Below are 5,297 nucleotides of genomic sequence, written 5' to 3' on the forward strand. Positions count from 1 at the left end.
GACGGCGAGCGCATGGTGTTCGAAAGCCGCCCGCTCCGCGAACGGCACCCCGAGCAGCTCGCAGATCATCTGCGCCGGGATCGGGTGCGCGAACTTTTCGACGAGGTCCAGCGGCCCACCCGAGTCCGCCATCGCCGCCAGAAATTATTGTGGATCTCACCCGTGCCGCGTGGTTGTGCCCCCCCGGCTTACCGCCCGCCGTGGGGACACAGCCATGCCCTGCTGCGGCCCCACGCCGCACGTCGTGCCTCCGTGGGGCATAGTCGGCTCGACCCGGCGCAGGAGCCGACCCGGCGGGACGGTCTGCCACCGAATGCGGCGACACATCGGAGGTTGCCGGAAGTTCACGCGTGCCGCGGTGTTCGCTCTGGGCTCACCGGGTCACCGCGGCCCCACTGGTCAGGAGGGGCGCAGGCGGTCGCCGCAGCTGCCGAGAACATCCGGGCGACTCCAGGGTGGCGGGTGTCTTGCCCGGAACGACGCTGTCACTGGGCATCGGCTCGGCATGGCCCCGAACCGCCGAATGCTCCGGTGGGCTCGGCGCGGCTGTCGGGCATATTCGGCCACATTCGGCAGGGAGGTCGGCCGGTGGGTGTCTCGTGGAGTTCGGCGCTCACTGGTCGCGGTCGGCCCGTTCAGTGCTCACCGGATCGCGGCCGGTGATCGGCTTCCCCACGCCGCTCGGGAAGGACGCAGGCCGAAATCCGGCCGGCTCTCTGTGGCGGTGCTGCTCGGTAAACGTCGGGCCAGGGGCGCCCGGTCAGGTGAGGCTCATCGGGGGGCGGGCCGACAGTGCCTCGCCGGTTGTGGTGTGGTGGCGGGCTGCTGCCCCGTCGAGCGAGGCGCGTAGTTCGGCGCGGGGGCGGGGCCGGGGTTTCGGTTCGCGGCCGCAGCCGCAGGGTTCGTAGCCGTCGTAGCGCAGGCCGGTGGCCAGGACCGCGGCCACGACCGACCAGCCCGCGCTGTCGTGCCGGCGTGGGGCGGCGAAATCGTGGCCGGCGTTGTGCATTTCGGTCGAGCACCGGGGGCAGCGGGGCGGCCCTGCGCTGCCGTGTGATGTGGGAACCCATCGCTTCTGCGTGATCCGGCATGGCGGGCATACGTAGTGGGTGCGGTAGCGGTGGTCCCTGTCGTCGCACATGCAGTGACGGTAGCGTGGCCGGATAGTGGGCCGCACCGCGATATGGTCCGGCCGTTCGGGGAGCGCTGTGCGCCGAGCGAGGAGAGCTGATGGTCGGTCGTCGTAGCCGGGCGGTGTCGGTATATCTTCGGCTGTCCCGTAAGCGCGGTATGGACACTGCCGAGAAGGCGCGGGTGGCGATGGCCGGGCCGCCGGGAGATCACGCGCCGCCCCGGGGACTGCGGCGGCGCTACTCGATCGCCTGCCGTACCGTCGGCGGTTTTCCGAGCTACACGGTGGTGCCGCGGGCGGGCCGGGAATCCGGTACCGCGGTGATCTATCTGCACGGTGGCAGTTTCTTCCGGGAGATCAGCTGGTGGCATTGGCGGTTCATCGGACGGCTGGCCGCGGCGGGGCATCGGGTGGAGGTGCCCATCTACCCGCTGGCTCCGCGCCACACCTACCGGGACGCGCGCCCCTACCTGACCGAGGTCTACCGGGATGTGCTGAGCGAATTCGACCCCGCGCGGGTGGTGGTCGCCGGGGATTCGGCCGGCGGGACCCTCGCGCTCACGCTGGCCCAGTCCCTGCCGGAGACCGGTCTGCCTGCGCCCGCGCGGTTGATCCTGCTCTCGCCGTGCCTGGATCTGCGGTTGTCGAATCCCGAGATCGATCGGGTCGAAGCCGTGGATCCGTGGCTGGCGCGCCCCGGTCTGCTGGAGGCGGGCCGGGTCTGGGCCGGCGGGGATGATCTCGGTCTCCCCGAGTTGAGCCCGATCAACGGCCCGCTGCAGGGATTACCGCCGACCGATCTCTATATGGGCACCCACGACATCCTGCACCCCGATGCGCGGCTGTTCGCCGAACGTGCCGGTTCGGCAGTGCGTTTCACCGAGGTGCCCGGCGCCTTCCACGTCTATCCGCTCGTGCCGGTCCCCGAGGCGGGGCCCGCGATCCGGGCGATCCTGGCCGCTGTGGCGCATTGTGACGGGCGTTCGGCGGCCCCGGAGCCGGAACCGCGACCCCGCCACGGGAACTCGTGAACGGCCTGTGAACGACCATGGAAATCGGCTGTTTCGACCGTGACGGTGCATCGCGCGGCAAAGGGCGGTACCGTACCCCGGCGTGACTACTTGTCTGCCATCGAATCACCCGAGGCGGGAGCCGTAATGACTGTCGAGCCGCCGATCGAGGACGATGTCACGCAACTGGCCCAGCGCGTCGAACACGCCCGCAACCGACTGGCCTACCAGTTCGATCCCGCGCTCACCGAGGCGCTGTCGGAATCGGAGCTGCATGCCGAACGTGAACTCGCCGAGCGTATCCGCGAGCAAGAGCGCGGACAACGCTGGAAGGAGATCCAGGCCGTCGCCGCGGCGAACGACCGGGCCCGGCAGACCACCGAGCAGATCGAGAAGGCGGATATGCGCGACCTCTTGCTCGCCCGTAAAGCCATCGCCGCGCAGCGCCGGGAATCCAGCCCGCACGCCAAACTGGCCTCGCTGTACCGGCATCGGTCCTGGTCGTTGCGCGCACTGGCCGGTGTGGTCGCTGCGGGCATGTTGTGGTCGGCGGTCAACGTCCAGCAGAACATCGCCCCCACCGGTCCCAGCGATCCCCTGTTCTGGTTCAGCTACCTGCTGGAGGGGATGATCAGTGTCTGCCTGATCATCATCATGATCGGCACCAACAAGGTGGCCGAATGGGGTGTGGTCAACAACCGGAAGCAGACCGCAGCCGCCGAGATCGCGCTGCTGGCCCTGACCGTCGGGCTCAACACCTATCCGTATCTGCGGGTGGGTGACTGGTACGACGTGGGTGTGCACGCCGTGGCGCCGGTGATGATCGGTGTCGCGCTGCTCATCCACGACGCGGCCAGCGCCCGCTACGGGATGGCGATTCTGCGGGCCACCGAACAGGTCCGCGGGTTGCCCGATCCGGCCGCGCAGATCCGCAACAGCCTGCCGCGGGTCACGATGAAACTCGATCCCACTGCGGGTGAGGCGCGGGCACTGCCGACCGGCGATACCGCCGCGACGCAACCGGCGGCGCTCGAATCCGGTGCGAAGAATGCCGGTGCGGGGTCGGCCTTTCGCTCGGAGGGCAAATCCGGTGACGCCGGGAAGAAGCGGGCGGGCGATCTCGCCGACGTGACCTCCGGCCTGATCGGGCGTACGAGTTCCCTGCTGGATGAGATGGCCACGAATTCACCGCTGTTCGACGAGCCCGCGGTGAAGAACGCCGAGGTCACCGACAAACTGCCGATCAGCAATTCGACGAGCGCTGCCGTCAGGAAGCTGGACCGGGCCAAGCAGGCCGGCGCGGCGGGTAACGGTTCGGGCGAATCGGGTGCCAAGGGCAAGTTGTCCGGTGACAAGGAGACCGACGAGTTCCTCGAGGTCGTGCGGTCTTCCGACGGCTACGACACCGGTCAGTTCCGGGTCGCCGACATCCTGGAGCAGGAACTCGCCGAACTCCAGGCCGAACGGCGCAAGGCGCGGTCCGGGCGGGCCCGCAGCGGCTCCACCAACGGGGCCTGAGCGCCGCTCACCGGCTCCCGCTGCGGGGTCGTCGCGCTGTGGGTTGCGCGCTACCGTGAGGGTGACGGTGAGGAGGCACCATGTCGGAGCGCAAACCCGCAGGAGTCGACTTCGAAACCTGGGTCGACCGTAAGATCCGCGAGGCCACCGAGCGGGGCGAATTCCAGAACCTCACCGGCGCCGGGAAACCGCTGCCCGGTGCGGGGAGCCGGTACCACGACGAAAATTCCTGGTTGCGGGATTACCTCCGGCGTGAGGGGGTGAGCGGGGATGTGGCCCTGCCACCGTCGCTGCAGCTACGCCGTGAGGTGGAGCGGTTGCCCGAAACGGTGCGTGAGCTGACCACCGAAGCGCAGGTGCGAGCCACCGTTGCCGAGCTCAACCGGCGGATCGTGGACTGGTTGCGGGTGCCGACCGGCCCGCAGGTGCCGGTCGCCCCGGCCGACGTCGAGGAAGTGGTCGCCGGCTGGCGTGCCGCAGATGGACCCGCCGATGGGGAGCCCACTACGCAACCGTCCGTGCAGGAGCCGCAGCGTGACCGCGCGAGCGGGGCGGGGCCCCGGCGCCCGTGGTGGCGCCGGATCCGCCGGAACAGCTGAGGCGATCCCACCCGAAGCGCCGCCCCGGTGCGGTTGTATGGGGGGTATGGATTCACGCACGCTCGCCGACCGGATCGAGATCACCGATCTGCTCACCCGCTACGCCACCGCCGTCGACGACAAGGACTGGCCGCTGTACCGCTCGGTGTTCACCGCCGACGCGCAGATCGACTACAGCACGGCCGGCGGGCCCACCGGGGATGTGGACACGGTCGTCGCCAAGCTCACCGAACAGCTGGGTTTGTTCTCCCGGACCCAGCATTTCATCTCCAATATCGCGGTGGAACTGGACGGCGACACCGCGAAGGTCCGCGCCATGTTCTTCAATCCGATGATCGTCTCTCCGGGTAAGCAGTTCACCTGTGGTGGCTGGTACAACCACGACCTGGTGCGCACTCCGGACGGCTGGCGCAGTGCCCGGCTGGTCGAGGACGCGGCCTGGTTCGACGGGCTGGAGGCCGCTTTCAGCTGACCGGGTGATCCGAGGCACTCGATCCCCGGGTTACCGCCGGATTGAAGGCTCCGGAGCCGGGTACGCGGCCGATATCCGACCGAGCAACCGAGATTCGGAGGTGGATATCGTGGCCGAGCACAAGAGCGCACGCGAGGGCATCGAAGGTGCCGTCGAGGGCGCGAAGGGCAAGGTCAAGGAGGCCGCGGGAGCGGTTCTCGACAACGACTCCTTGCGCACCGAGGGCAAGGCACAGCAGGACAAGGGCGAATCGCAGCGCGCTGCCGCCGAGAAGGAGAACGAGGCGCAGCAGGAACGTCTCGAGGCCGCCGATGCCGAACAGCGTCAGCGGGCCCAGCAGGACCCGGGCCACGGGCAGACGGTAGCGCCGACGCCCCGCGACGTCTGAGCTGATCGGGCCCGGCGGCGTTGCTTCGCCGGGCCGGAGTGGAGGTAGGGGGCCCCGCGATAGGGGGGGGAAGGGGGGGGGGGGGGGTGGGGGGGGCCCCCCCCCCCCCCCCCCCCCGATGGGGCCCCGACGCGCGGCCACACCGGGAAAAAAACAAAATATTTTTTGGGGGGGGGGG

6 protein-coding genes are annotated in these 5,297 nt (G+C 69.5%); 5 read left to right on the forward strand and 1 reads right to left on the reverse strand.

Annotated features, from left to right (window positions below; all coding sequences use genetic code 11):
• Window positions 1–760: 760 nt before the first annotated feature.
• A complete protein-coding gene (locus QH196_RS07830) occupies window positions 761–1,009 on the reverse strand; it encodes a hypothetical protein (protein WP_280415088.1) in 249 nt (82 codons plus the stop codon).
• Between the two features lie 221 nt (window positions 1,010–1,230).
• Here QH196_RS07830 and QH196_RS07835 point away from each other — a divergent pair, with 221 nt between their 5' ends.
• From QH196_RS07835 to mbp1, 5 genes are all read left to right on the forward strand, one after another.
• A complete protein-coding gene (locus tag QH196_RS07835; protein WP_280415089.1) occupies window positions 1,231–2,163 on the forward strand; it encodes an alpha/beta hydrolase in 933 nt (310 codons plus the stop codon).
• A 126-nt stretch (window positions 2,164–2,289) separates the two neighbouring features.
• Window positions 2,290–3,660, forward strand: coding sequence for a hypothetical protein (locus QH196_RS07840; RefSeq protein ID WP_280415090.1), 1,371 nt, complete (start codon window positions 2,290–2,292; stop codon window positions 3,658–3,660).
• Window positions 3,661–3,740: 80 nt separating this feature from the next.
• Complete coding sequence (locus tag QH196_RS07845) at window positions 3,741–4,259, forward strand: DUF1992 domain-containing protein (protein WP_280415091.1); 519 nt, start codon at window positions 3,741–3,743, stop codon at window positions 4,257–4,259.
• A 46-nt stretch (window positions 4,260–4,305) separates the two neighbouring features.
• Window positions 4,306–4,731: a nuclear transport factor 2 family protein gene (locus QH196_RS07850; protein WP_280415092.1), complete on the forward strand. Its 426-nt coding sequence runs from the start codon at window positions 4,306–4,308 to the stop codon at window positions 4,729–4,731.
• Window positions 4,732–4,840: 109 nt separating this feature from the next.
• Complete coding sequence (mbp1, locus tag QH196_RS07855; protein ID WP_051157414.1) at window positions 4,841–5,119, forward strand: microaggregate-binding protein 1; 279 nt, start codon at window positions 4,841–4,843, stop codon at window positions 5,117–5,119.
• The last annotated feature ends 178 nt before the right edge of the window (window positions 5,120–5,297 follow it).

It is taken from the genome of Nocardia carnea (assembly GCF_029868325.1).
Taxonomy (GTDB): Bacteria; Actinomycetota; Actinomycetes; order Mycobacteriales; family Mycobacteriaceae; genus Nocardia; species Nocardia carnea_C.

Coding starts and splice junctions, on each gene's coding strand:
- QH196_RS07845 (WP_280415091.1), top strand. CDS start 3,741: ATGTCGGAGCGCAAACCCGCAGGAGTCGACTTCGAAACCTGGGTCGAC.
- QH196_RS07840 (WP_280415090.1), top strand. CDS start 2,290: ATGACTGTCGAGCCGCCGATCGAGGACGATGTCACGCAACTGGCCCAG.
- QH196_RS07850 (WP_280415092.1), top strand. CDS start 4,306: ATGGATTCACGCACGCTCGCCGACCGGATCGAGATCACCGATCTGCTC.
- QH196_RS07835 (WP_280415089.1), top strand. CDS start 1,231: ATGGTCGGTCGTCGTAGCCGGGCGGTGTCGGTATATCTTCGGCTGTCC.
- QH196_RS07830 (WP_280415088.1), bottom strand. CDS start 1,009: ATGCACAACGCCGGCCACGATTTCGCCGCCCCACGCCGGCACGACAGC.